Source organism: Serratia sp. DD3, from assembly GCF_000496755.2.
Genome location: NZ_AYKS02000016.1, coordinates 180,966 through 204,396, shown reverse-complemented (window position 1 = coordinate 204,396; position 23,431 = coordinate 180,966). Strand labels below are relative to the sequence as shown.

The window sequence follows — 23,431 nt, the reverse complement described above, 5'->3', positions numbered from 1 at the left end:
ATGCGGAGCGGTAGTTCAGTTGGTTAGAATACCTGCCTGTCACGCAGGGGGTCGCGGGTTCGAGTCCCGTCCGTTCCGCCAAATCACCCCCCAAGCTTATTGTGTATTTACTACAGAAAATGGTAAAAACGCAGTGCAAAATGCTGTCAAACTAGTCCGTTAAATCCACTATCCCACTACACAATATCTGTTAAATCAACAATGTCTGTTAAGTCAACAATGCCCATTAAATCCACAATCCCTAATTAATAAACTGCGCGTTTTTTATCACTTAGGGCCAGAGTGGATTTAGTGTAATGGCTTGGCTAATGGTGCATTCGATAATAAAAAACTACACCATTGAGTTTACTTGGCCAGGTAACTCGGTATCAGAAATGCGGGTTGCCAGCCAGGCAAACCGATATCGTTTCCACCTACTACTGCCATGCAGTGGATAGAGGCAATCCTCTACCACCTCACTGTCGGGAAATAGCCTACGGGCGAAGTAAGCCCAACGTACACTTTTCTTCATGCTATAGAGCTTGTTGTCTAACTTATTGCCATACAGCCGAGAGAGGCTCACCATCGCTTCCAGGGTCCCTTTTTCAGCTTCTTCATGCAGTAAATCAAGGTGGGAATGAGCTAGCTCTAAATTTTTAACTTCAAAGATATTCAGTAAAAAGAGTCCCCAAGCGGTTTGGTGACCGAAGAGATGAGCTTGGTAAAGATTATCGAGCAGATCTTTTTCATAACCATCGCGTAAAGTCAGGTCCGTTTCTGTTTGGCTTAATTTTTGGCAGGAAGCAGCCATGCTGAAGTGTATATCTCGCAGGTCATCTTCATATTCAGTATATCCGCCGTTGCTAATCAATGGATAAGCGATATTGTCTCGACGGGCGATTTGTTCATGTAAGAGATTTGCTGTGCGTTGATTGTAGTTTAGTGCGGTAATCGGTTGGTACGGGAGTAGGGTAGTATCATCAGAATCGCCGTACTCCAGCGCCAACCATCTAAATGCGCCGGGGATATTCCGTTGGGCACCAAGTTCTGCCAATGAGATGCAATGCTCATGGAGATTCAGCCAACCTAAGGACCTAATAGTCCACGCCCAATCTGGACTGGCGTTGATGCTGTTAACACTGCCTTTGTCCAACCAGCTTTTGGCCATTTCTTCATTTTTTTCAAAGCCGAACAATCCTACAAATTGGAAATAACCACGATAAATTTCCACTCGAGGAAAAACCGTTTGCTGTGAGTTTTGGCAAATAAAATTGTAAATCCAGTGGGTATTAGGGAAATCTCGTTGTGCAAATCCCAATGCTCGATAAGTGAAGTAGTGGCTTAACTTCATTTCTTCCATTACCGCGAGCTGAATGCTGTGCCAGAGTGCATCGTCATCCTTTAAGTCGTCATAACAGGTTAGCAACCATCCAATGGCATTATGGCGATCTTCCTGGTTACGTCCATGTAGTGCGATGGCTTTAGCTCTAGCGATGGTTTGCTCTCGCTCTGTCGGAGAGTCAATTTCTGCGATACGTAAGTCGCGATACTCGTCCCACCAGATAAACAACTCAAGATGTTCACACTCTTGTTTTGAAAGTCTGTGTCGCAGAGAGTCTATTAATTTGCGGATTTCCTCATGTGTCCCCCTCCAGCGTGGCATACGGAATGGAATGTATTCAGTGAGTGGGTAAAATGCGTTGGGGAAGATATTCAGACAAACGGAGAGCCAGTATTGTTGCCCTGTATTATCGAGACCATTGGGTAACTCGGCAGGACGAGGTAGTTGCGGACAGACGGCATTCTCAAAGGATAAGCCAGAATGAGCCATCAGAGCGTCCACTTCTTGTGGTGAAGATTTATGGTATTGAGCAAGTTCCTTCATCAAGCGTTGCCCAGTCATTTCTTTACCCTGTAAAAATGCCACGAGCCATTTGGGCTGGCCGAAAACTTCTGAGTTTGTCGCGGTAAGAGAAGCCACCATCCACTGTCGAGGATCGCAGTTAATGGCATTGAGGGCGGCGATCACCATTTGCTCATTGCATGCCGACGTACAAAGCCACATCGCGTGGGTCGTCTCTTTTGCCCAGCCGTAACTGCGATACAGCCAGGCATAGTGATTCCAGTACTGTGCTTCAGCAAGCCAGGCATGCGAGGAATGGGGACAGGCGAGTTGCCAGTTTTTAATCAATGCCAAGCCGTTAGGGCCAGCGTTGATCAGCGTGTCCATATCGTAGAAAGGATTACACATCTGCGTCCAGGCTTGGAAATAACGTTTTTCAGCCTGACGATGAGTAAAACTTTCAACCAATGCTTGTGTATAGAGTTCGTCGAGTTCTTCATAGCGGCCATCGGCAAGATAACTAGCGATATCTGCAATAATCCATTGTCGTTCTGCGGTGTTTGGCTCCACTTTATGATTACACATGTGCAGCATGGCCTGCTCTAATTGGTTGCCCTGTTCCATCTTTTATCCTGTCAATTTGGCTCAAATATTTTGAATTCATTCCATGGCATTTTTCGCCAGTTACCTGTTAGGTCTTGCAGATATTGAGTGGCTTCATGCAGGTCTCGTCCCGCAATGGCCGGTGGTGTGTTATGCAATGTTAGCCACACCTGACGGGCATCTACATAGGCAGTGGCATAGTCTTGCCAACTGGTGAAGCAATCCTGGGCACGTTGTGCATTCAGGAAAAGGACCAACCAAGCCAGGTTGTTATCACACCAACCAAGTCCAGCGACGCAGCGGGTCAGAAACGCGGTGCGCATACAATCAAACGCTAAAGCATTGCGGACTTGCCCTTGAAAGGCCAGTTGTTGGTAAAAATTACTCGGTGAATTACCGATTCCCCTCGGCCAATGGCGTAAGATATTTTCGACTGCCTGTTGCAATGCATCACCGGTGAGATGTTCAGATAACCCGAGCTCTCTCTTCACCTGTTGCTCTAGGCGTAGGCGTTTGCTGTGATCCAAGTTGAATTTTAGAGAAAGATCCTGCTTTTCAATACCATTACGTAGAGCAAGAATATCTGCCAGCGCGAGAGCCCATTCACGCCGCCGTGTATCGCGGAGTTGTCCCTTTAATCGCTCTTTTTCCTTGTCTTCTGCTATTAGTGCAGCAAGTCGTGGTTTGTTTTTTTTGTAATTATGACGGATGAGGATAACAGCCACTAACAGCGCAATAAATAAAGAGGTCATGATTGCTCCTTTGCTGTTGCCAGATAGCGTGTTGCATGCAACGTCACGTTTTCGATCTTGAAAGGGGCGCTATCGGAGTTCTTCCCGGCAAAGAGAGGATGCCATGGCTGTTTGGGATATAACATTTCCGCCGCCGTAGCAACGACAGGATCAACGGCTTGCAGGTAGTGTAGTTTGTCGGGGGCGCTGTGTAATAGTAGCCACTGTAATGCGATAGGGGGGGCGGGGAAGTGTTCCAGTAAGTGAAAGTGATCATGGAGCACGCTGAGCAGAAAATTTTGGCTTTGAATGTTGGTGATAAATTTCCAGCCCTGAGACTCTGCTGTGTCTTCATAGACAATCCCCATCCCCTCACAGTCAGCATGGCGTACAGACTGCGGATTAAGGTGGCATAAGAGGGATAAGATATCAGCAGCATATTTCTTTATCGGCGGGCGATTTTGTTTCCCTTTGATCTGGTCAATAGCCAAACTGCCGTTATCGATCTTCATACTGATTGTGGCATGGGGAATGTTGTTTTCATCACGTAGACTAAAAAGTCGCAGCATGCCCTGTTCAATTTGTTGAGCATAGTAGTCACCATACCCACCAATGAGTGCCGCTTTATCTTCAAACTGTCCGAGACAGTGCTGCATATGCCAAGATTCATAGGCCATTTCACGGCGTAACTTAGCGTTGTTTGCGTCAAACTCAACGATTTCCCCTGTGCTTACTTTGATTATGGGTTTGAGCACTACCGAGCTGGTGGGGTGCCATCCCTGTTGTTGGCGCTGTAGCATCTTTTTATGTTCGGCTTCACGCATTGCCAATGCAGCAAAGCAGTTGATGCGTTGTAATTTTTTCGCCAATTTGCTGTTGATATGACGAGATAGAAACTCAACTAACTCACGTTCTTTATCAATTAATTGAGTGTGTTGAGGATTGAAGTAATAACATGGAGTCTTGCTGGCGATTTGTGAGACCAGCCAGTCAGGAATAGGAGCATCAACACCGAAGTAGGTGAAATAATCTATTTCGGATGAGATCAGTGAAACCCGAGGGAAATCGCTGATACACCAGCGATAGAAATGGTTGGTTAACCAGCGTTGGACTATTTCATCATCGCCACGTTGTTGACTACGCTTCAGAATTTCTATTTTTATCTCTGGTGCGTTGATGATGTTTCTGGGTTTATAGTAATTCTCAGAGGGGCTATTCATGGGCTCACTTACTGCAGAATATTGTTTTATGGGGAATTTTTTATGGGATATCGTTTTATGGGATAATTCCCCAGTTTTGGGCCTATCAAGGGGGCCAAAATTAGCAATCTCTTCTGTCGTGAATTGCTATCAATCTACAACTCGCTCGAAACCTATAACTCGAATTATTTGGGGCTATTTTTAACGGATTTTATGGGTATTTCCTTTTTATAATCAATAAGATTCCTCTTAATTGCTGGGGCTTTGATTGTATCTGGTTTGTCGAATCTTTCAATTTTATTAAATATTTGGGATATACCTGTGGTTATTCGAGCTACTGGTTTTCTGTTTATACTCAAAGTAACACGTATTGCTTGTGTTAATCCGTAAACCTGGATGGGGGTGAAAGCTGACGACCATAAAGAGGCTAATGGTACGCTAGTAACGGGGGAAGGGGATGGCAATCTACAGAGCCGTTTGGGCGTGAAAGCCTTTATCAAGGGTTACAGCGACCAAGATAAAGGCAAAGGCCGAATATTCCAACCGTTTGTGGAAGTTAACTGGTTGCATAACAACAAGGATTTTGGCAGCAATACGGATGGCATCAGCGTCAAGCAGGATGGTGTGGCCAATATTGCTGAGCTAAAAGTCGGTGTCGAAGGGCAACTCAATAAACAGTTGAATTTGTGGGGTAATGTTGGCCAGCAAGTGGGTAACAAAGGCTACAGTGATACGGCGGTGATGGTAGGCATCAAGTATAACTTCTAAACACCTTCTATTCCTCCCTGCTTAATACCGATAAGCAGGGAGGTTAGATTGCCTTTTCTTTCAATATTACTTTTATTTAAGCCTCGGGCTGCAGGATATGTTTTGTCTCTTCTCTTTGTTCCACGGGTGATGGGTGATATTTATCCTGCAGATGGGTCTGGATTTTGTGTTGGAAATCCCCATTTAGTTTGTAAAAACGGAAGTAAATAAACAGTGTTATGCAGAAGAACAGTGCAGGAAGCGCAATCATAATCAGTTGCATCCCAATAATGGTCTCAGGGGTTTGAGTGGTATTGGGAACATAGCCTACCACGCTGAGAACCACCCCGATAAAGAAGGCAGATAAAGCAGAGCCCGCCTTTACTACCAGAGTTTGCACTGAATAGGCAATACTCTCGCAGCGCACGTTGAGCTTGTATTCCCCGTAATCGACGGTATCCGCGACCATAATCACCTGCAATACCCAAAATAATCCGACACCGATATTGAATAATACCCCTGCCAGTGAGATCAATAACAGGTTATGACTGCCTACAGCAGCCAGGCCTAATAGCACGCCGCCAGCGAGAATAGGCATGATAGAGGCCCCTGCCCACAGAGTTCGGCGTGAAAGTGTTTTGACCAAACGAGGAAACAGGATCAAGGTGACCAGGTTAGCGGCACCGGCGTAAGACATGTAATAAGGGAACAGAGCGGCATCACCAATCACGTAGGTAAAATAGTAAATAGCAAAGCCGGTAATGACGTTGGAAGCAATATTATAAGATAACGCCATAGCCAGCAGACAGGAGAGTTGATCGTTTTTGTAGATTAACCCGATCATCGATCTCAGGCTGATACGGCTTAACTCTGTGGCTAAATTATCAGATGAATACACTTCTTTGACGTTACGCAGGGTAACAATGGTTGATAGGACGAAGAAAGCGATCAGTACCAGCGTAAACATCTGAAAACCATATCCACGATCAGCACCGCCGACATAATTGACAAAAGGCAGTGTCACTCCAGCAGTCACAAAACCAGCCAGACTGGCGAAAAAACGTGGGTAAGGCACCAACTTTTCACGTTCGCGTTTATCCAGCGTAATTGTGGGTACCAATGACCAGAAAGGGATATCCATCAAGGTATAGGTCATACCCCAGAGAATATAGGTGACGACAACAAATAACAGTTGTGCTTGGCCGGTAAAATGATGGGCACTGAACAGCAAAAAAAGCACAATAGAGTTAGCGATGGTACCGATGAGGATCCAGGGTTTGAATTTGCCCCAGCGGGTGCGGGTATTGCTGACAATCCAGCCCATAATCGGGTCGTTGAGGGCATCCCAGATACGAGCAACCAGGAACAGTGCACCGACGACACTCACCGACAATCCGACCACATCGGTGTAGTAGTACATCAGATACATGTAAACAATACCGATGGCGAAGTCTTTACCGAAAGCGCCAAAACCATAGCTGAGCTTTGTGGCTATTGAAACACTCATAGTATACAGGGTCACTGTTGCCAGCCACCCCCCTGTTATTGTAGTGATAGGGTCGAGCACGGTTGCGCCCGGCAATCGCAATAGGGCATCAGTGCAACCAGCTGGGTAACCAGTCACCGTGTGCGGCGATCAGTTCGTCAACCAGCGCATAAATCTCTTCAATACCGAGTACGGCAGCGGTGTGCGGATCCATCATTGCTGCGTAATAAACATACTCTTTGTTTTCAGTCAGAATGGCTTCGGTCAGTAATGTTTGAACGTTGATGTTGGTCTGCATCAGAGCAGCAAGATGTGAGGGTAACCTACCCACTTTGGTCGGGCGAATCCCATTGGCATCAACCAGGCAGGCCACCTCGACACAGCATCCTTGTGGCAGGTTATCTATCAAGCCATCGTTACGCACGTTGCCATAGATAACATCAGGCTCACCGGTCCATAAGGCATTCATGATACTGCTGGCGTATTCATTGGATTGCTTGGTTTCAATACGATCCGCTGCTTTGTATTCCTCTAATTCTTTTTGCCAGTTCGCCAACTGCTCTACACAACGTTTGGGATATTCGTCTAACGGAACCTGATAACGTTCAATCAGATCCTGACGTCCAGGTTTGATAAACCACGGGGTGTATTCGGCAAAATGTTCAGAGGATTCAGTCACAAAATAGCCCAGTTTTTTGAACATTTCATAACGTACAATGTTTCGACAGCGCGGGTTACCATGGATATTTTCTTTGGGTGCCTGCCCCGTCGCATAGGCTTCCAGTAAGTCGGGGTAGATACTGTGATAGTCCCCATTGGCATCTTTTTTCTCTAATTCGAGATAGAAGGCCATATGGTTAATGCCAGCACAACGGTACCTTAGCTGGTTAACATCAATATTCAGGTCTCGTGCCAGCTCTTCCGCTGTTCCTTGAACCGAGTGACATAACCCAACCTGTTTAATGTGTGGATAACGGGCAAACATCGCCCAGGTATTCATCGCCATCGGATTAACATAATTGAGCATGGTGGCGTTTGGGCACACTTGCGTCATATCGGCACAAATCTGCCACAGATGGGGAATGGTACGCAGTGCACGCATGATACCGCCAGGGCCCAGAGTATCCGCGATGGTTTGCTCCAGACCGTGGCGTTTACACACTTCAAAATCCGTGACAGTACAAGGTTCATAACCGCCAATCTGAAATGCGACAACCACAAAATCCGCAGCGTTCAGTGCTGCTTTCTGGTCGGTATGGCACGTGATACGCCCATGGGCACCTGCTGAATCCATCAATTTACGCACCACAATGTGCGACTCTTCCAGGCGTGTTTCGTCAATATCCATCAGTGCGATATGAGCAGACTTAAACGCTTGGCGATGAAACACATCACCCAGAATGTTTTTAACAAAAATGGTGGAGCCAGCGCCAATAAAAGTGATTTTTGGGATCGACATACATTTCTCCAGTAGCCTGTTGAAGTGCAGCCATGGTGACATGGTTGTGAATGGTAGCGCTTCCATGTTATTGACTGAGCATTCCCATAAACTCAGATCCGGTGTGTTAATCTTCTGAATCTGAATTTATGGGATAAAAAGAACAGGAAAGCAGAGAATACGAGGAAGTTAAAATGATTATCTGGCTTGGGATGAGGTGTTGATCTCACCCGTGTTTCCCCTGTTGTGCCATTATTCTGATAATTCGGAACTGGAGGTGCAATGTTATGGATGATACAGCAGTAGCGGTTTTAGTCCCCGATCCCGATATGTGTAGCAGTACGGACCCTAAGACACGCAGCCCTTTGTCGCTCTACTCCGATTACCAACGGATGAATATTGAATTACGTGCCCCACAAGCCATGCCATCCAGCCACTGGCATGGTCAGGTCGAGGTTAATGTCCCTTTTGATGGTGATGTCGAGTATCTGATTAACGACAAAGTCGTGAAGATTAAACAAGGGCACATTGCGTTATTTTGGGCATGTATCCCTCACCAGTTAACGCACTCTGGCATTTGCCAGAACATGGCTATCCTGAATTTACCGATGCATCTGTTTTTATCGTGGCCGCTGGACAGAGAATTGATCAACCATGTGACTCACGGCATGGTATTGGAATCGATTACATCGAATCAGGTCAGTGCGTTTGAAGTGCAACGTTGGCAGACGGATCTCATCAGTGACGATGAGCAAATCCGGCAGTTGGCGGTTGATGAGATAGGGTTGATGCTCAAGCGTTTTAGCCTTTCCGGCTGGCAGTCGATTCTAACCAGTAAAACATCGCGAACCCATAACAATGGCATTTCCAGACATGCACAGTTTTACGTGAGCCAAATGCTGGGATTTATTGCCTCCAATTACGATCGGACTTTAACCATTAACCATGTTGCTGAGCACGTGAAACTTAACTCCAATTATGCGATGGGGATTTTCCAGCACGTAATGCAATTGACCATGAAACAGTACATCACCGCAATGCGTATCAACCATGTCAGAGCATTGTTAAGTGATACCGATAACACCATCCTGGATATCGCACTGACAGCGGGTTTTGGTTCAATGAGTCGTTTCTACAGCACATTCCAGAAGTATGTCGGTATGTCCCCCCAGAAATACAGGAAACAGAGTCAACTACGGCGGGAAAACTTTCTCGTGTGAAGTTAATATCTATCAGGTAAAACGGTTAGCGGACCGGTTCAACGGGTTGAAAAGCAAAGGGCGATAGGAATCGCCCTTTTAGAACAATGAGTTGAAAAATTACACCCACTCAGTTTGCGGGCGATGCTTTTCTTTCTTCGCCAATTTTTGACTGGCTAACGCATCAGGTGGAAAGTCATCAACGTTAATTGAACGTAGGCGGCTCTGTTCGGCTTTCACCAGGATTTCAGCTTCATCGGCGCTGATTTTCCCTTCCTTCAAGGCCTGTTGTGCCAGGTAATCTAAACGGGTGAAGGGAAGGCTTTCACCCGCCTGTTGGCTCAAACGTTGGTGGATGGGTTCAGCGGCCATCACATCCACCAGTGCCGCTTCTAGCAGACCGGCTGGATTATGCTCAGTGGGTGCCAAATATTGGCCACGCCCCAAACGACTGCGGGTCGCCGAAGGTTGCTGGAGGATTTGCGCCAGTTGATGGTCAAGTTTGTCTGAAGGTGCCGCATGTACGCGCCCAAAGGGGAATACCAGCAGACGCATCGCCCCGGCGATAAAGCGCTGTGGGAAATTGCGCAACAAATCATCCAAGGCTTGTTCTGCTTGATAAAGGCAATCTTGCACGCCCCAATGAACCAATGGTAAGTCCTCTTGCTGACGCCCTTCATCCTCAAAACGTTTTAATGTGGCAGAAGCCAGATACATTTGACTGAGTACGTCACCCAAACGGGCAGAGATACGCTCACGACGCTTCAGGCTACCGCCCAACACCCCCATAGAAACATCCGACAGCAAGGCCAGATTGGCACTCAGACGGTTGAGCTGTTGATAGTAACGGCGGGTGGCATCCTTTGTCGGGGTAAAACTGGTGCGCCCATTGGTCAGCCCAAGCCACAGGCTGCGTATTGTGTTGCTACCTACATGACCGAGGTGACCCAACAGCGCCTTATCGAAGGCAACCAGATCATTATTCTGCGCCGCTGCCATTTCGCTTAATACATAAGGATGGCAGCGAATCGCTCCCTGGCCGAAGATCATCATGGTACGGGTCAGGATATTGGCTCCTTCCACCGTAATGGCGATAGGGGCCCCCTGATAGGCACGAGCCAGAAAATTAGCACTGCCCAGCATAATCCCTTTGCCAGCAGTAATATCCATGGCATCGATGATGGCGCGTTGACCTCTATGGGTACAGTGATATTTTACAATTGCCGACAGCACCGCTGGTTTCTCACCTTGCACCAAGGCGTAGGTGATCAGCGAGGCCGCAGCGTCCATCACATAAGTATTACCGGCAATGCGGGCCAATGGCTCTTCAATACCTTCCATCTTGCCAATGGAGATTTTGAATTGGCGGCGGATATGTGCATAAGCGCCGGTTGCCAAGGCGATGGATTTCAGGCTGCCAGTAGAATTGGCGGGTAAAGTGATCCCTCGACCAACAGATAAACATTCAACCAGCATACGCCAGCCCTGACCGGCCATTTTTGGGCCACCAATAATGTAATCGATAGGAACGAATACCTCTTGCCCACGTGTTGGACCATTCTGGAACGGGACGTTGAGTGGGAAATGGCGGTTACCAATCTCTACCCCAGGAGTGTTAGTCGGGATCAGGGCACAGGTAATACCTGGGGATTCGTTATCACTCAACAAATGCTCTGGATCATAGAGTTTGAAAGCCAACCCCAATACGGTGGCAATCGGTGCCAGCGTAATGTATCGCTTGTTCCAGGTGAGTCGCATACCAAGAATCTGCTGGCCTTGCCACTCTCCCATGCAGACGGTGCCGATATCTGGAATAGCGCCGGCATCAGAACCTGCCTCTGGGCTGGTGAGCGCAAAACAAGGGATTTCATCGCCACGGGCCAAGTCGGGTAAGTAGTGATTTTTTTGCTCTTCCGTGCCGTAATGTTGCAGTAGTTCACCGGGGCCGAGGGAATTAGGCACGCCGACGGTGATCGCCAAAATACCAGAAACTCCCGCCAGCTTTTGTAGCACAAGTGCTTGTGCATAAGCTGAAAAATCCAGGCCGCCATACTCTTTTTTGATGATCATGGCGAAGAATCTATGTTGCTTCAGATAAGCCCACAACTCAGGGGGGAGATCCGCCAGTTCGTGAGTGATTTGGAAGTCATTGGCCATGCGGCAGGCTTCTTCTACTGGCCCATCGATAAAAGCTTGTTCTTCTTCGGTCAACTTGGGTTGCGGATAGTGGTGCAGTTTTTTCCAGTCGGGTTTTCCGCGAAACAGTTCCCCTTCCCACCAAGTGGTTCCGGCATTAATCGCCTCTTTTTCGGTGGTGGACATCGGGGGCATGACTTTACGAAAGGCCTGTAACACAGGTGCGGAAAACAACGGGCGGCGTAGCAAGGTGATGTTTAATGGCAGCAAAATAAGTGCCAGTGGCAGCAGCATCCAGTAGCTCCACAAGCCGGTAGCCCCCATCAAGGCGGTATAAGCCAGTAGAATGACACTACTGAGCACCAGGTTGACTTGGCGGTAAAAAACGACACCAATGAGTGCGAGTAAAATAACGATGCTAGCAAACATCATAAGAAGCTCCGAAGTGGCATGTGGTCTGACCTGTTGGTGATATATTGTTTGTAGTACAACCCGCTGTTTTTATCAATCTATTTACACTTCAACTACAATTAGAGTCACAATCTAACCGCACTAACCGTTAAAAATGATTATATCGTTCAGTACCGATAGAGATACCCGCTGCATGGCAATTTGTATTAATTATGTCTCAAGTCATGATTTTGTGGGGTACCCCAAAGGGGCTGAACTTGTGAATAGTTTATTGCACGGGACTTCTCGGATTTTCTGCAATCCGTTACACTGCAAAATGACAAATGAATGATAAGACCCTATCCCGCCAGGTGTCGCTGGTATTGGTCAAAGACTTGATGGGATAGATTCAAAAACAGCACAACAAGAGGCTACCTCGATGTATCACGATTTAATTCGTAGTGAACTGAATGAAGCAGCTGATACTTTGGCAAAATTCGTGAGTGATGATGCCAATATTGCCAGCATTCAGCAGGCGGCAATCATGCTAGCGGATGCTTTTAAAGCGGGTGGTAAGGTGATCTCTTGCGGTAACGGCGGCTCTCATTGTGATGCGATGCATTTTGCCGAAGAGTTGACCGGTCGTTATCGAGAAAACCGCCCGGGCTATCCGGCGATTGCGATCTCTGACGTGAGCCACCTGTCCTGTGTCAGCAACGACTTTGGCTACGACTACGTGTTTTCGCGTTATGTGGAAGCGGTTGGTCGCGAAGGTGATGTGTTGTTGGGGATCTCGACTTCAGGTAACTCCGCCAACGTTATCAAAGCCATTGAGGCCGCTCGTGCTAAAGGGATGAAAGTGATCACCCTGACCGGCAAAGAGGGTGGCAAAATGGCGGGGAGTGCCGATGTGGAAATTCGTGTGCCGCACTTTGGCTATGCTGACCGTATCCAGGAAATTCATATCAAAGCTATCCATATTTTGATGCTGTTGATCGAAAAAGAGATGGTGAAGGCTTAACCGTTCGAGGAAATGTGGCCCCATCACATACAGAGCGTTGGGGTCGGGTTTCCTGATAGCAAGTGTTATTGAAGTTAAGGGTAGCGATTAAATGTGTGAACTGCTCGGGATGAGTGCGAATGTACCTACTGATATCTGTTTTAGTTTTACCGGGTTGGTACAGCGTGGTGGCCGCACTGGCCCACATAAGGATGGTTGGGGCATTACCTTCTATGAAGGCAATGGTTGCCGCACTTTCAAGGATCCACAACCCAGTTGCAATTCACCGATTGCTCACTTGGTGCAGGAATACCCGATCAAATCTTGTGCAGTCGTTTCCCATATTCGGCAGGCGAATCGTGGCGAAGTGGCACTGGAAAATACTCACCCGTTTACTCGTGAACTCTGGGGTCGTAATTGGACTTACGCTCACAACGGTCAACTGAAAGGCTATCGCCAATTGGCAACGGGCTATTTCCGCCCGGTAGGCCAGACGGACAGCGAACATGCCTTTTGCTGGTTGCTACACCAACTGTCGTTAAAATATCCACGCACTCCCAATAACTGGCCTGCGGCGTTCCGCTATATTGCATCGCTGGCAGATCAATTGCGGCAAAAAGGCGTGTTCAATATGTTGCTGTCGGATGGGCGCTTTGTTATGGCTTACTGCTCAACTCACCTTTATTGGATTACGCGTCGTGCCCCCTTTGGTAAAGCGACATTGCTTGATCAGGATGTGGAGATTGATTTTCAACAGCAGACGACACCGAATGATGTCGTTACTATTATCGCCACCCAACCGCTGACGACCAATGAAACCTGGCACAAAATTGTGCCAGGGGAATTTGCTTTATTTTATTACGGTGAACGGATTGCCCTGAGTGGTAGGGTCGGTGTTGGTGGTTGATGCATATTGCGTCGGCTGTGCGTTGCCAGTTATCGGCTGAACTAAAGCATATTGGCCGTTTGACACATTGACTGCGGGTGGTCGGTGGTGTTTGACAAAATAGTCATAGCCGGGCTTCAACTGGCGCCAGAAAGCGATATGATCGGATGAACGATGGCGCTGCAGGTTTTCTTCAGTCATGCGGAACGGGTAAATATTGATATTGACCTGGCCCTGCCCATAAGCAAACGCGGCATCGACATAACGATAAATCTCATCCATATAAGTATTGGTCATTGCATAGCAACCAATAGACTTACATTCACCATGGATCATCAGATAGGCACCGGAATATCCCTGCGCTTTATCATAATCATTTGGGAAGCCAATATTAATGGCTCGATAAAATTTGCTGTTAGGCTTTAGATTACGCGCAGTGATGTTATAGAAGCCTTCTGGGCTTTTAAGGTCACCTTCACGGCGTTTGGGACCCAGGCCACCAGAAAAATTACAGATAGGGAAACTATTCATCAGGCGGAACTCATTGCCGACTTGTGTATATAATTCCAACCTGCGTTCTTCTTTGAATATCTGAATATAGACCGGTGAACCGAGAGTTTTCTGTTTCACAACCGGTTCTTGCGGTGGTGCCTGTTCACTGGCGCTACAGGCGGTGATTATCGGCATGCAAAATAGCATCGCAAACAACAGCGCGATTTTGCTCATTAATTATTCCTACTTATATTTATGTGTTGGCTCTACCCATTCTGCCAACGTGCCACTGACGAGTGTTCTATTAGACCATATTCAGATTAGCAGTGGGTATAATTTTAGCAATACAAAATGTGTATAGAAAACCCACAAATATCGGAAAAAGTGAATTGACTGACAGATTTTAACGATTAGTGTAAGGACGGTACAGAGAATTAATTGCATTTGCTTGACTCAGGTCACTAGATAGTACGGAAAAATGTTGCCAAAAATGTTAGACTAAAAGTCTCAATTGCCCGTTGAGTATGCGTACTGCTAGTGGTTCAAAGAGTTAGCGCCTTCAGTACTTTTTGGTGATGTCAGGTTTGTATATTCAGGCTGGTGGTCACCAATCTGCAACTTGAATGAACATGGGTAGATAGGGACGTTTTATGTTGGGTATGGCATCGCCATACACATCCGGAGGGGGCCAAGGCAACCTCATCATCCTGCATGATCTGTGCCTTTTTTGGGGCGAGTGATCATGTTAAAATTTAAAACATCTTGTAAATCATATGATTAAAATCAGAAAGGGTTTAGATCTGCCAATAGCCGGGGCACCTTCTCAGGTGATTCAAGATGGCCCGGTGATCACGACAGTGGCGGTACTCGGCCAAGACTATGTTGGTATGCGTCCCTCCATGCTCGTCCAGGAAGGTGATCGCGTTATAAAAGGTCAGGCGCTGTTTGAAGATAAAAAGAACCCAGGGGTTCTTTTTACTGCGCCTGCCAGCGGACAAATTGTGGCTATCAACCGTGGTGAACGCCGCCTATTGCAGTCGGTGGTTATTGACACCACGAATGCTGGCGATGAACAGGTAGAGCTGGCTTATTATCAGCAAGCTGATCTGCCGATGCTGGAGCGTGAGCAGGTGGAAAGTGACCTGCTTGCCAGTGGTTTGTGGACGGCTCTGCGTACCCGGCCATTTAGTAAAACTCCGCATCCAGGAACGTCACCGCGCGCTATTTTCGTCAGTGCTATGGACACTCAGCCGTTGGCGGCGGATCCGTTGGTGATTATTGCCGAGCAGCAAGCGGCGTTTAATGCGGGTCTAACCGTATTATCGCGGCTAACAGATGGCAAAGTGCATGTTTGCCATGCGGCTGGCGCACGGTTGGAGAGTGCTGCTGGAGCGCAAGTCACCTACAGCGAATTTGCTGGGCCGCATCCTGCCGGGTTGGTTGGCACACATATCCATTTCCTTGAGCCGGTGAGTTTGCAAAAAACGGTCTGGCATATCGGTTATCAGGATGTTATTGCCATCGGTACGCTATTTACTACCGGGCAGCTGGATACCCGTCGTGTCGTCGCCTTGGCCGGCCCACAGGTTGAGCAGCCGGTTCTATTGCGTACCCGGCTAGGGGCTAGCTTGGAACAGCTGACCGCCGGCCGCCTTAAAGCGGGGGAGAACCGCGTGATTTCTGGCTCGGTGCTGAGTGGCACCCAAGCCTGTGGTCCTAATGCTTTTCTGGGGCGCTTTCATTCCCTGGTTTCAGTATTGCAAGAAGGGCGAGAAAAAGAGCTGTTTGGCTGGGTGACGCCATCACCGGATAAGTTCTCCATTACCCGCACCACATTGGGTCATTTCCTGAAGAACAAGCTGTTTGCTTTCTCTACCGCTCTGAACGGTGGTGAACGTTCGATGGTACCGATTGGTAACTACGAGCGAATTATGCCGCTGGATATTCTGCCAACGCATCTTTTGCGTGACTTGTTGGCGGGTGATACAGACGGTGCGCAAACGCTGGGTTGTCTGGAGCTAGATGAAGAAGATCTGGCGTTGTGTACCTTCGTCTGCCCAGGCAAGTATGAATATGGCCCGGTGCTGCGTGAAGTGCTGACCAAGATTGAGCAGGAAGGTTAACCGATGGGCCTGAAGAATTTTTTTGAAAAGATAGAGCATCATTTCACGCCAGGCGGCAAGCTGGAAAAGTGGTATCCGCTGTTTGAAGCAACGTTTACGGTGTTTTATACCCCGGGAACGGTGACACGCGGAGCCTCGCATGTGCGTGATGCCATTGATCTCAAACGTATGATGATCCTGGTGTGGTTAGCCGTATTCCCCGCGATGTTTTGGGGCATGTATAACGTTGGTCAGCAGGCAATTCCTGCATTGCACCACCTATACAGCGGCGAACAGCTACAACAGGTGTTGGCAGGTGACTGGCATTATTGGTTGGCGCAAACCCTGGGGGCTTCACTGGATGCCGACGCTGGGTGGCTCAGCAAAATGGTGTTGGGAGCGACCTATTTTGTGCCAATTTATGCTGTGGTCTTTCTGGTGGGCGGTTTCTGGGAAGTGGTGTTTGCGGTGGTACGCAAACATGAAATCAACGAAGGGTTCTTCGTTACTTCCATTCTGTTTGCCTTGATTGTCCCACCAACCCTACCTCTCTGGCAGGCAGCGTTAGGTATCACTTTTGGCGTGGTCATTGCCAAGGAAATTTTTGGTGGTACCGGGCGTAATTTCCTTAACCCGGCATTGGCGGGGCGTGCTTTTCTCTTCTTTGCTTACCCGGCGCAGATTTCCGGTGACATGGTGTGGGTGTCGGCTGATGGTTTCTCTGGCGCGACACCGTTGGCACAGTGGAATGTGGGGGGGATGCATAGCCTGACCAATGAGATTACCGGCCAATCCATCAGTTGGATGGACGCATTTATCGGTAATATTCCTGGCTCGATTGGTGAAGTCTCTACATTGATGATCCTGATTGGTGGCGCGATTATTCTGTTTGGTCGCGTTGCTTCCTGGCGCATCGTGGCTGGCGTAATGATTGGTATGATTGCCACCGCTTCACTGTTGAATGCTATCGGTTCAACCACCAACCCGATGTTTGCCATGCAATGGTATTGGCACCTGGTGCTAGGGGGCTTTGCTTTCGGCATGATCTTTATGGCTACTGACCCGGTTTCCGCCTCGTTTACTAACAAGGGGAAATGGTGGTACGGCATTTTGATTGGCTCGATGTGTGTGCTGATTAGAGTGGTAAACCCAGCCTATCCTGAAGGCATGATGCTGGCGATCCTGTTCGCCAACTTGTTCGCACCGCTGTTTGACTATCTGGTGGTGCAGGCCAACATCAAGCGGAGAAAAGCCCGTGGCGAATGAATCTAAAAATGACAGTATGCGTAAAACGCTACTGGTAGTGTTTTTACTCTGTCTGGTGTGTTCAGTAGTAGTAGCGGGCTCAGCAGTGAGTCTGCGAGAGCAACAGCAAGTGCAGGTATTGCTGGATAAGCAGCGCAATATTCTTGATGTTGCAGGGCTTATGACGCCGCGTATGCCCAGTAAACAAGTTAGAGAGACCTTTGCTAAATATATTGAAACACGCTTGCTGGATCTGAATAGCGGTGAATTTGTACCTGGAGATAATAGTAAATTTGATCTGGTAGCCGCATTACGTAGTGATACCAAGAGCATCACGTTACCTGCTAGTGATGATATTGCAGGTATTCGACGCCGTAGCAACCAGGTGGAAATCTATCTGGTTCGTGATGATGCTGGGAAAGTGAGTAATATTATATTACCCGTCAATGGCTCTGGTGTGTGGGCGATGATGTACGCCTTTGTTGCATTGGATGCTGATGGCAATACGGTTAGAGGCTTGAGTTTTTACCGGCATGGGGAAACGCCGGGGTTAGGTGGGGAGATACAGAATCCTGCTTGGCGAGCTCAATGGATAGGCAAGCAGTTATTTGATGAGAACGGAACACCAGCAATTCGCATTGTTAAAGGTGGGGCGCGCCCAGGTGATATACATGGTGTCGATGGCCTATCTGGTGCAACTCTGACCTCTAATGCTGTGCAAAATACGTTTAATTTCTGGTTGGGTGAACACGGTTTTGGCCCATTCTTGCAAAGAGTTCGAGAGGGAGCGCTGAAAAATGGCTGATTCCAAAGAGATTAAGCGGGTTTTACTTGAACCGCTGTTAGATAATAACCCCATTGCTTTGCAGATCCTTGGCGTATGCTCAGCGCTTGCGGTAACCACTAAGTTGGAAACTGCATTGGTGATGACGTTGGCGCTCACAGTAGTGACTGCATTTTCTTCTTTGTTTATCTCACTGATACGCCATCATATTCCTAATAGTGTACGGATCATTGTGCAGATGACCATCATTGCTTCGTTGGTGATTGTGGTTGATCAGTTTTTGCGGACTTATGCCTATGAGATATCTAAACAACTGTCAGTATTTGTTGGTTTGATTATTACTAACTGTATTGTCATGGGGCGTGCTGAAGCCTATGCCATGAAATCTCCACCATTAGAAAGCTTTATGGATGGGATCGGTAACGGGCTTGGTTATGGTGTGATCCTCATTCTGGTGGGCTTTTTGCGTGAATTAATTGGTTCGGGCAACCTGTTTGATATACCGATATTTGTGACGATACAAAATGGCGGTTGGTATCAGCCAAATGGTTTGTTCTTACTGGCACCCAGTGCATTCTTTATCATCGGCCTGCTGATCTGGGGTATTCGTACCTTGCGACCAGCGCAGATAGAAAAGGAGTAACCGCTGATGGAACATTATATTAGTCTGCTTGTTCGTGCGGTGTTTGTTGAGAACATGGCATTGGCCTTTTTCCTTGGCATGTGTACTTTCCTTGCCGTGTCGAAAAAGGTCTCCACCTCCTTTGGTTTAGGCATTGCCGTAACGGTAGTACTGGGTATTGCGGTACCGGTCAATAATCTGGTTTTTAACCTGATCCTGCGTGATGGTGCGCTGGTGGAAGGGGTGGATTTGAGTTTCCTCAATTTCATTGTCTTCATTGGGGTGATCGCCGCTCTGGTTCAGATCCTGGAGATGATCCTTGATCGTTTCTTCCCTGCCTTATACAACGCCTTGGGCATTTTCCTGCCATTGATTACGGTGAACTGTGCGATCTTCGGTGGTGTGTCATTTATGGTACAGCGCGATTACAACTTTGCGGAGTCGGTGGTTTACGGCATTGGTTCTGGAATCGGTTGGATGCTGGCGATTGTTGCTCTGGCAGGGATCCGCGAAAAAATGAAGTATTCGAATGTGCCTGCCGGGCTGCGTGGTTTGGGCATTACCTTTATTACCACTGGATTAATGGCACTGGGATTCATGTCATTTGCCGGCGTTCAGTTGTAAAGGCAGGAAGTATTTATGGAAATTATATTAGGCGTGTTCATGTTTACCGGCATCGTTATGGTGCTGGCGTTACTGATCCTGTTTGCAAAATCCAAGTTAGTGAATACCGGTGATATCACTATTGAAGTGAATGGTGATAAAGATAAAAGCTTTACTGCTCCGGCAGGGGATAAGCTGCTCAATATGCTATCCAGCCAAGGGGTTTTTGTCTCCTCGGCTTGTGGTGGCGGCGGTTCCTGTGGACAGTGCCGGGTGGTGATTAGTGAGGGGGGCGGTGATATTCTGCCGACCGAACTTTCCCATATCACCAAGCGTGAAGCCAAAGAGGGCTGCCGTTTGGCCTGCCAGGTCAACGTGAAGCAGAGCATGAAAATCGAATTGCCGGAAGAGATTTTCGGCGTGAAGAAATGGGACTGTGAAGTTATCTCTAATGATAACAAAGCAACCTTTATCAAAGAGTTGAAACTGCAAATTCCTGATGGCGAGGATGTGCCTTTCCGTGCTGGTGGTTATATCCAGATTGAAGCACCAGCGCATGAAGTGGATTATGCGGATTTTGATGTGCCGCAGGAATACCGTGAAGATTGGGATAAATTCAATCTGTTCCGCTTCCGTTCGGTGGTCAAAGAGCATTCGGTGCGTGCCTATTCGATGGCAAACTACCCGGATGAGAAAGGCATCATTATGCTGAATGTGCGTATTGCACCGCCACCGCCGAATAGTCCAGATGCCCCTCCGGGTATTATGTCGTCTTATATCTGGTCGCTGAAAGCGGGGGATAAGGTGACGATTTCTGGGCCATTCGGTGAATTCTATGCCAAAGAGACCGATGCTGAAATGGTGTTTATCGGTGGTGGGGCCGGTATGGCACCGATGCGCTCGCATATTTTCGATCAGCTGAGACGCCTGAAATCCAAGCGTAAAATGAGTTTCTGGTATGGTGCTCGTTCGCTACGTGAAATGTTCTATCAGGATGACTTCAATCGTCTGCAAGAAGAGAATGAGAATTTTACCTGGAATGTGGCGCTTTCTGATCCACTACCGGAAGATAATTGGACTGGCTATACCGGCTTTATTCATAACGTCTTGCTGGAAAATTATCTGAAAAACCACCCCGCACCGGAAGATTGCGAGTTCTATATGTGTGGACCACCGATGATGAACGCAGCAGTGATCAAAATGTTGAAAGATCTCGGTGTTGAAGATGAAAACATCATGCTTGATGATTTTGGCGGTTAATTTTTGTAGTTGGTGACACCAGAATGAAATTTTTCATCACTTTAGCGGCGCTTGGCGCCGCATTTTTGTTAACAGCTTGCGGGCCAAAGCAAGAAAATCTCGATGGTAAAACCATGGGGACCTATTACTCAGTCCGCTATATTCCTGGTGATGGAACACCTTCTGCAGAAAAGTTACAACAAGGGATCGACCAACAGTTGGAGCTGGTGAATCAACAGATGTCGACCTACCGGCCAGATTCCGAGTTGAGCCGTTTTAACCGCAGCCGCGAAATCAACAAACCTTTCCCGGTCTCTGCTGCAACTGCCAAAGTGGTATTGGAGGCATTGCGCCTTAACCATGTCACTGAAGGTGCCATGGATGTGACAGTGGGGCCGTTGGTCAACCTCTGGGGTTTTGGCCCTGAGGGGCGTCCAGATAAAGTGCCAAGCGATGAACAGTTGGCGTTACGCCGTAGCTGGACAGGGAGCGAGCATCTTGCGGTAGAAGGCAATGCGCTGGTGAAGCGTATTCCGGAACTGTATGTTGATCTCTCTGCCATCGCCAAAGGTTATGGTGTCGATGTGGTAGTAGAGTATCTGCAATCACAACATGTTGAAAACTATATGGTGGATATTGGCGGGGAAGTTCGTACTCGTGGCCACAATGGTGAAAACAAGGCATGGCGTATCGCTATTGAGCGGCCAACCGCGGGTGTAGAGCAAACGGCACATTTGGTGATTGAGCCGGGCGAGATGTCGATCGCGACATCAGGTGATTACCGTAATTATTTCGAAAAAGACGGTGTGCGCTATTCTCATACTATTGACCCGCTTACCGGCAAACCGATCAACCATAATCTGGTTTCAGTTTCGGTACTCAGTCCATCATGCATGACAGCAGACGGACTTGCCACTGGGTTGAATGTACTGGGGCCAGAACGAGGATTAGCATTGGCGAATCTGTTGGGTATCCCGGTATTTATGATAGTCAAAACAGATAAAGGGTTTGAAGAACACTACTCCGATGCCTTTAAGCCTTATCTGAAGTCAGGTTCGTGAGGCGATTATGCTGATGACATTCGCTGTATCCTTTGTGCTGTTCCTGTTGGTGGTTGGGGGCATGTCGTTGGGTTATGTTTTCCGGCGCCGCGCCTTGCAGGGCAGTTGTGGTGGCATAACGGCGTTGGGGATAGAAAAGGTCTGTGATTGCCCAGAGCCTTGTGATGCCCGTAAAAAACGGCTGGCAAAAGAAGCAAAACGACGTGAACAGTTGGAAAAACATCGGATCCTGTAAAAGACCGGATCTTGTGAAATAAGAATTAGGGGTGCTGTTTACAGCACCCTTATTTTACCTGTCCAAGCGGTAAAACAAGGGGATTGAGCTTTTAATAACAAGCTGTATACTTATACAGTGTTATTGGGGGCGTGATGCGTAAAATTATTCATGTTGATATGGATTGCTTCTTCGCGGCGGTAGAGATGCGCGATGATCCTAGCCTGCGCGAAATTCCGCTGGCGATTGGCGGCAGTGCGGATCGGCGTGGTGTGATTAGCACAGCTAACTACCCCGCGCGCCGTTATGGTGTGCATAGCGCCATGGCGACGGCAACGGCACTGAAGTTATGCCCGCATTTGAAATTACTACCGGGGCGGATGGCGGTTTACAAAGAAGTCTCTCTGCATATTCGCGATATCTTTTCCCGTTATACGTCGTTGATTGAACCCCTTTCTCTGGATGAAGCCTATCTGGATGTGACTCATAGCACTCACCACCACGGTTCTGCCACGCTGATTGCTCAAGAGATCCGCCAGGCTATTGCCGATGAACTTGAACTAACCGCCTCTGCGGGTATTGCTCCGATCAAATTTTTGGCCAAGATCGCCTCTGAATTGAATAAACCTAATGGCCAATATGTGATTACCCCCGCGCAAGTCCCGGCATTCTTGCAACAATTACCCCTTAGTAAGATCCCTGGTGTAGGGAAGGTCACCGCAAAACGGTTGGAAGAAGTGGGCTTAATTACCTGTGCGGATGTGCAGGGATATGATCTGGCGGCTTTATTAAAACGCTTCGGTAAATTTGGCCGCGTGTTATGGGAACGCTGTCAGGGTATTGATGATCGCGAAATTTCGCCTGATCGCTTACGGAAATCACTCGGTGTTGAACGGACGTTAGCCGTAGATATTCATCACTGGGAAGAGTGTGAAGCCTTGATCAACGAGAAACTTTACCCTGAGCTTGAAATGCGCTTACGCAAAGTGAAACCCGACCTACATATTGCCCGGCAGGGGGTGAAGCTGAAATTCCACGATTTTCAACAAACAACCCAAGAGCATGTTTGGCCAGTGTTGAACAAAGAGGATTTGCTCAACGTTGCCCATCAGGTATGGCAAAGCCGGCGGGAAGGGCGTGGTGTTCGGTTGGTTGGCTTGCATGTCACTCTGCTCGACCCTCAATTAGAGCGGCAGTTAGTGCTGACGTGGTAATCAAAACCAAGCAGCAATTCATCATTTTTAATCATTAATTTTCAATATGTTGCGCTCCCATGTGGGGTAATCATTTCGTGGGGGCTGATCCTGTCGAATTTTTGAGTCAGCGCATAAAAGCTGGTATAAGCTTATTGTCGTTGTTAAAACTAGAAAATAGTTAAAACTAGAAAATAGTTAAAACCAGAAAATAGCTAAAACTAGAAAAATCTTGTCTA

The 23,431-nt window shown here is 47.8% G+C and carries 19 protein-coding genes, 1 tRNA gene and 1 pseudogene; 14 read left to right on the top strand and 7 right to left on the bottom strand.

Features of this window, described 5'->3' with window-relative positions:
- Positions 1–4 precede the first annotated feature (4 nt).
- Positions 5–81: transfer RNA gene (locus tag IO95_RS02770), tRNA-Asp, on the top strand.
- A gap of 250 nt (positions 82–331) precedes the next feature.
- On the opposite strand, the gene IO95_RS02765 is transcribed toward IO95_RS02770, so the two are convergent.
- The 3 genes from IO95_RS02765 to IO95_RS02755 are packed head-to-tail and all read right to left on the bottom strand — an operon-like array spanning position 332 to position 4,376.
- Positions 332–2,446, bottom strand: a complete 2,115-nt coding sequence (locus IO95_RS02765) for a DUF4034 domain-containing protein (protein WP_037383667.1) — start codon at positions 2,444–2,446, stop codon at positions 332–334.
- Between the two features lie 11 nt (positions 2,447–2,457).
- Positions 2,458–3,177, bottom strand: coding sequence for a DUF1266 domain-containing protein (locus IO95_RS02760; protein ID WP_023490986.1), 720 nt, complete (start codon positions 3,175–3,177; stop codon positions 2,458–2,460).
- The gene (locus tag IO95_RS02755; protein WP_023490985.1) at positions 3,174–4,376 is read right to left on the bottom strand and encodes a PcfJ domain-containing protein; all 1,203 of its coding nucleotides are present in this window, start codon (positions 4,374–4,376) and stop codon (positions 3,174–3,176) included. Before IO95_RS02755 ends, IO95_RS02760 begins: the two co-directional genes overlap by 4 nt.
- Before the next feature lie 369 nt (positions 4,377–4,745).
- On the opposite strand from IO95_RS02755, the pseudogene IO95_RS02750 reads away from it, so the two are divergent.
- A pseudogene (locus tag IO95_RS02750) lies at positions 4,746–5,123 on the top strand (autotransporter outer membrane beta-barrel domain-containing protein); the annotation flags it as partial.
- A 76-nt stretch (positions 5,124–5,199) separates the two neighbouring features.
- On the opposite strand, the gene melB reads toward IO95_RS02750, so the two are convergent.
- Both melB and IO95_RS02740 read right to left on the bottom strand, forming a co-directional pair.
- Positions 5,200–6,609 (bottom strand): melibiose:sodium transporter MelB, encoded by a 1,410-nt coding sequence (melB, locus tag IO95_RS02745; protein ID WP_037383665.1) that lies wholly within the window; start codon positions 6,607–6,609, stop codon positions 5,200–5,202.
- A gap of 88 nt (positions 6,610–6,697) precedes the next feature.
- Positions 6,698–8,047: an alpha-glucosidase/alpha-galactosidase gene (locus tag IO95_RS02740; protein WP_023490594.1), complete on the bottom strand. Its 1,350-nt coding sequence runs from the start codon at positions 8,045–8,047 to the stop codon at positions 6,698–6,700.
- Positions 8,048–8,313: 266 nt separating this feature from the next.
- Here IO95_RS02740 and melR point away from each other — a divergent pair, with 266 nt between their 5' ends.
- Positions 8,314–9,246 carry a transcriptional regulator MelR gene (melR, locus tag IO95_RS02735; RefSeq protein WP_023491527.1) on the top strand — a complete coding sequence of 311 codons (933 nt, stop codon included), beginning with the start codon at positions 8,314–8,316 and terminating at the stop codon, positions 9,244–9,246.
- 99 nt (positions 9,247–9,345) lie between these two features.
- Here melR and fadE read toward each other — a convergent pair whose 3' ends face one another.
- Positions 9,346–11,793: an acyl-CoA dehydrogenase FadE gene (fadE, locus tag IO95_RS02730; RefSeq protein ID WP_023491525.1), complete on the bottom strand. Its 2,448-nt coding sequence runs from the start codon at positions 11,791–11,793 to the stop codon at positions 9,346–9,348.
- A gap of 397 nt (positions 11,794–12,190) precedes the next feature.
- Here fadE and lpcA point away from each other — a divergent pair, with 397 nt between their 5' ends.
- Together lpcA and IO95_RS02720 are read left to right on the top strand one after the other, a co-directional pair.
- Positions 12,191–12,772: a D-sedoheptulose 7-phosphate isomerase gene (lpcA, locus tag IO95_RS02725; RefSeq protein ID WP_023491523.1), complete on the top strand. Its 582-nt coding sequence runs from the start codon at positions 12,191–12,193 to the stop codon at positions 12,770–12,772.
- Positions 12,773–12,863: 91 nt separating this feature from the next.
- On the top strand, positions 12,864–13,658 hold the full coding sequence (locus tag IO95_RS02720) for a class II glutamine amidotransferase (protein WP_023491521.1): 795 nt from the start codon (positions 12,864–12,866) through the stop codon (positions 13,656–13,658).
- Here the strand turns inward: IO95_RS02720 and dpaA are convergent.
- Positions 13,602–14,363, bottom strand: coding sequence for a peptidoglycan meso-diaminopimelic acid protein amidase (gene dpaA / locus IO95_RS02715; protein WP_023491520.1), 762 nt, complete (start codon positions 14,361–14,363; stop codon positions 13,602–13,604). The genes IO95_RS02720 and dpaA overlap by 57 nt on opposite strands.
- A 539-nt stretch (positions 14,364–14,902) precedes the next feature.
- On the opposite strand from dpaA, the gene IO95_RS02710 reads away from it, so the two are divergent.
- From IO95_RS02710 to dinB, 9 genes are all read left to right on the top strand, one after another.
- The gene (locus IO95_RS02710) at positions 14,903–16,252 is read left to right on the top strand and encodes a Na(+)-translocating NADH-quinone reductase subunit A (protein WP_023491097.1); all 1,350 of its coding nucleotides are present in this window, start codon (positions 14,903–14,905) and stop codon (positions 16,250–16,252) included.
- Positions 16,253–16,255: 3 nt separating this feature from the next.
- Complete coding sequence (locus IO95_RS02705) at positions 16,256–17,497, top strand: NADH:ubiquinone reductase (Na(+)-transporting) subunit B (protein WP_023491095.1); 1,242 nt, start codon at positions 16,256–16,258, stop codon at positions 17,495–17,497.
- Positions 17,487–18,281 (top strand): Na(+)-translocating NADH-quinone reductase subunit C, encoded by a 795-nt coding sequence (locus IO95_RS02700; protein ID WP_023491094.1) that lies wholly within the window; start codon positions 17,487–17,489, stop codon positions 18,279–18,281. The genes IO95_RS02705 and IO95_RS02700 overlap by 11 nt, the downstream gene beginning before the upstream one ends.
- A complete protein-coding gene (locus IO95_RS02695; protein ID WP_037383657.1) occupies positions 18,274–18,903 on the top strand; it encodes an NADH:ubiquinone reductase (Na(+)-transporting) subunit D in 630 nt (209 codons plus the stop codon). Before IO95_RS02700 ends, IO95_RS02695 begins: the two co-directional genes overlap by 8 nt.
- A 6-nt stretch (positions 18,904–18,909) precedes the next feature.
- Entirely contained in the window at positions 18,910–19,506 is a 597-nt protein-coding gene (gene nqrE / locus IO95_RS02690) for an NADH:ubiquinone reductase (Na(+)-transporting) subunit E (RefSeq protein WP_023490783.1), read from the top strand.
- A 15-nt stretch (positions 19,507–19,521) separates the two neighbouring features.
- On the top strand, positions 19,522–20,745 hold the full coding sequence (gene nqrF, locus IO95_RS02685; protein ID WP_023490782.1) for an NADH:ubiquinone reductase (Na(+)-transporting) subunit F: 1,224 nt from the start codon (positions 19,522–19,524) through the stop codon (positions 20,743–20,745).
- Positions 20,746–20,768: 23 nt separating this feature from the next.
- Entirely contained in the window at positions 20,769–21,785 is a 1,017-nt protein-coding gene (locus tag IO95_RS02680; protein ID WP_023490781.1) for an FAD:protein FMN transferase, read from the top strand.
- Between the two features lie 7 nt (positions 21,786–21,792).
- Positions 21,793–22,020 carry a (Na+)-NQR maturation NqrM gene (gene nqrM / locus IO95_RS02675; protein WP_023490780.1) on the top strand — a complete coding sequence of 76 codons (228 nt, stop codon included), beginning with the start codon at positions 21,793–21,795 and terminating at the stop codon, positions 22,018–22,020.
- 134 nt (positions 22,021–22,154) lie between these two features.
- Positions 22,155–23,213, top strand: coding sequence for a DNA polymerase IV (gene dinB, locus IO95_RS02670; RefSeq protein WP_023490779.1), 1,059 nt, complete (start codon positions 22,155–22,157; stop codon positions 23,211–23,213).
- The last annotated feature ends 218 nt before the right edge of the window (positions 23,214–23,431 follow it).